Origin of the sequence: Mesorhizobium sp. M7A.F.Ca.US.006.04.2.1, assembly GCF_004022915.1 — a bacterium.
GTDB classification, from domain to species: domain Bacteria; phylum Pseudomonadota; class Alphaproteobacteria; order Rhizobiales; family Rhizobiaceae; genus Mesorhizobium; species Mesorhizobium ciceri.
Genome location: NZ_RZQA01000718.1, coordinates 1 through 3,396, shown reverse-complemented (window position 1 = coordinate 3,396; position 3,396 = coordinate 1). Strand labels below are relative to the sequence as shown.

Genomic DNA, 3,396 nt, shown 5'->3' with positions numbered 1-3,396 from the left:
GCCTGGTACAGTGAGCGAGCTTCTCGCGGCGCCGCTGATCGAGGCCGCCCGCGAGCGGTTCCCCGAGGTGCGCATCCGTATCATTGAGGCGATGAGCGGCTACATTCTGGAATGGTTGAAGCGGGGGGAGGTTGACCTCGCGATGATTTATGCAACTTCGGATCCTCGGGGGCTCGCTGTACATCACGGCTTGTCCGAGGAAATCTGTCTCTTTGCCAGCACGTCGATGCCGGGCCAGGCCGACTTACAGGGCTCTTCCGTGGAGCTTCGCGACGTCGCCGGTTTGCCCCTCGTTGTGCCGGGCCCGGGCCACGGTCTGCGAGAACTGATCGAGGTCGTGGCAGCCTCAGTCCAGGTCGCCATCAACCCTGCCATCGAAATCGACTCCTACACCCAGATCAAGAGATTGGTGACACGTGGGATCGGTTACGGGATCCTCCCGCGGATGGCGATCAACGCTGAGGCGCAGGCTGGCCTGTTTCGGGCGTGGAGTTTCCAAAACCCGGCAATTACACGGAAAGTGTACCTGGCCTACTCGACCGAACGGCCGTTGCAGACAGCGCCCCGCGCCGTCGGGCAGCTATCGTGGGAGATCCTTCGCCAGTTGGTCAAGGACCAGGTCTGGAGCGCCGAACTATCCAACGAAACCCAGCGGCCCAACCTCTTCGGCTAGGGTGCTGCGGGCGGGCTGCCGCGTGTACGGTTTCGCTATCCCTGCCATTACAAAACGCTATTTGACGAAAGGACCCCTTCCGGTGCGATGGTATCGGAAATGCACCATAAGGAAGAGCCATGCCAGGCGCGCTGGAGGGAACGATCGTCATCTCGCTGGAGCAAGCCGTGGCCGCGCCTTTGGCGACGTCCCGTCTGGCCGACGCGGGCGCGCGGGTCATCAAGCTCGAGCGCCCCGAGGGCGACTTCGCGCGCGGCTATGACGATTATGTTCACGGGCTCTCAAGCTACTTCATCTGGAACAACCGCGGCAAGCAATCCTGCACCGTCGATCTGAAGCAGCCGGATGATCTTGCGCTGGTCGAATCCATGCTCGGCACCGCCGACGTGTTCGTCCAGAACCTTGCGCCTGGCGCAACCGACAGGCTGGGCATCGGCAGCGCCGACCTCAGACGGCGGTTCCCCAGGCTGATCGTCTGTGACATCGGCGGCTACGCACCCGGAACACCCGACCACGAACGGAAAGCCTACGATCTGCTGATCCAGGCGGAAGCTGGCTTGGCGGGCGTCACTGGGTCCGCAACTTCTGGCCCTACCCGGGTCGGCATATCGATCTCCGATATCGCTACGGGGCAGGGGGCCTACGCCGCTATCCTCGAAGCCCTGATCATGCGCAGTCGAACCGGGGAAGGGGCTCACCTGCAGCTTTCCCTTTTCGACACCCTCGCCGAATACATGAACGTGCCATATCTGGCGCGCCACTACGGCGGCAAGGAGCCGCGGCGGCTCGGGCTCGCCCACCCCTCGATCGCGCCCTACGGGCTGTTTCAGGTGAGTGATGGGGAAATCCTTATCGCCGTCCAGAACGAACGCGAATGGGTCGTCTTCTGCGACAGTGTCCTGGGCCAGCCGTCGGTTGCAACGGACCCGAGATTCGAACGCAACGTGCGTCGCATTAAAAACCGCGAGCCGCTTGATGCATGCGTGCAGGCGATCTTGGCCCCCTACACCATGTCTGCATTATGCGAATTGCTCGACCACGTCAGAATTGCCTATGGCCGTGTGTCGACCATGGCTGATCTGGCGGTGCATCGCAGTGCCACCAAAGTCCCGGTGGAGACCACCGGTGGTCAAGTCGAGCTGTTTGCGCCGCCGGTCACCGTCAATGGCAAGCGCCCCGTGCTTGGCCGTGTGCCTTCACTCGGCGAACATGACGTGGCTTTGCGGCAGGAGTTCGGTCCTCCGGATACAGTGGGTCCCAAACGGATAGGAAGTGCAGCACCATGAGCTTGACCCGCGACCTGACCCGGCTGATCCGCGAAAAACCGGTGACCGACCGCGACCTGGAATGGGCATCGCTGTTCGTCCTGGATACGCTCGCCTGCGCCCTTGGCGCGTTGCCGACCGAGCCCGCCCGCATGCTGATGGCGGTCGCCCCGCTGGCGCAAGCCGATACCCCCCGCAAGGCGTTCTACCTGGGCGGCCTAGCGCATATCTTGGAGATGGATGACCTCCACCGGGACTCGGTGACCCATCCGGGCAGCGTCGTCATTCCTGCGGCCTGGGCGGTAGCCCATGATCACGATCTTGGCGGTGAAGCGTTTCTTCGCGCGGTTCTTGCAGGATACGAGGCTTGCTGCCGGGTCGGCATGTCCGTCGGTAAGAAGCATTACCGGGTCTGGCACAACACCTCGACCTGCGGGCCATTCGGGGCGGCGTTTGCCGTGGCCGAGCTCCTCGGCCTCGACGACACCAGGACCGTTTGGGCGCTTGGGAATGCGGGCACCCAGTCATCGGGTCTTTGGGAGTTCCTTGCCGAAGGCGCCATGAGCAAGCATCTCCACACCGCCAGGGCGGCGGAGTCAGGCGTCCTCGCTTCGTTCCTGGCCAAGGAAGGATTCACCGGCGCGCAGAACATCCTGGAAGGCCAGAGGGGCTTCTACGCCGGTCTGTGCCCGGACCCGATTCCGGAGGCTGTCACGGCAGGGCCTGAGCGGGCCTGGCAACTGATCAACACCTCGATCAAGCCATGGCCGTGCTGCAGACACACCCATCCGGCGATCGACGGCGCGATCGCCATGCACGACGAGATCGCCGGGGAAGCCATCGCAAGCGTTCATGTCGGGGCTTACCGGGCTGCCCTCGACGTATGCGACCGGCCGGCTCCCGAAGATCCATACAGTGCCAAATTCTCGCTGCAGCACACAGTGGCGATAGCGCTTGCGGACGGCCGCATCGACCAGGCCAGCTTCGATGCCGATGCACGGCAACGGATGGTCGGCGAACGCAAGAAGGTCAAGGTCGAGCTGGCGCCGTCGATCGACGCCGCCTATCCGGAATCGTGGGGCGCCGAGGTGATCGTCGAGACGGCTTCCGGCAGGCGCCTTTCCGCCGCCCGACACGACGCCAAGGGCGATCCCGACAATCCGGTGACGGCAGCCGAGCTGTCTCAGAAGGCGCGCACGCAACTCGTCGCCGGCGGCACTTCGCCAGCCCGTGCCGACGACCTGATCGGCGCTATCCTTGGCCTTACAGATAACCGTCCGGTGCGCTCACTGGGTCTGTTTGAAACCGCAGGTGACGCGCGTCCCCAGGTTCATGCCGCGCGGAGCGCCTGATGTTCAAGGACTTTGACAACGAGGACATCCGCGGCGCCGTGCGTCGACTCTGCGAGCGATTTCCGGGCGAATACTGGCGCAAGCTCGATGCCGACCGCGCCTACCC

General features: G+C 63.9%; 3 protein-coding genes. All 3 read left to right on the top strand.

From position 1 onward, the window contains the following. On the top strand, positions 1 to 673 hold a 673-nt coding region (locus EN925_RS28715; RefSeq protein WP_245487332.1), incomplete at its 5' end, for a LysR substrate-binding domain-containing protein. Positions 674 to 792: 119 nt separating this feature from the next. Beyond that, positions 793 to 1,959 carry a CaiB/BaiF CoA-transferase family protein gene (locus EN925_RS28710; RefSeq protein ID WP_128337097.1) on the top strand — a complete coding sequence of 389 codons (1,167 nt, stop codon included), beginning with the start codon at positions 793 to 795 and terminating at the stop codon, positions 1,957 to 1,959. Continuing rightward, positions 1,956 to 3,290, top strand: a complete 1,335-nt coding sequence (locus EN925_RS28705; protein WP_127370247.1) for an MmgE/PrpD family protein — start codon at positions 1,956 to 1,958, stop codon at positions 3,288 to 3,290. Before EN925_RS28710 ends, EN925_RS28705 begins: the two co-directional genes overlap by 4 nt. Positions 3,291 to 3,396 lie beyond the last annotated feature (106 nt).

Bases quoted from the DNA above. Each gene is read 5' to 3' on its own strand.
- EN925_RS28705 (WP_127370247.1), top strand. From the start codon at position 1,956: ATGAGCTTGACCCGCGACCTGACCCGGCTGATCCGCGAAAAACCGGTG.
- EN925_RS28710 (WP_128337097.1), top strand. From the start codon at position 793: ATGCCAGGCGCGCTGGAGGGAACGATCGTCATCTCGCTGGAGCAAGCC.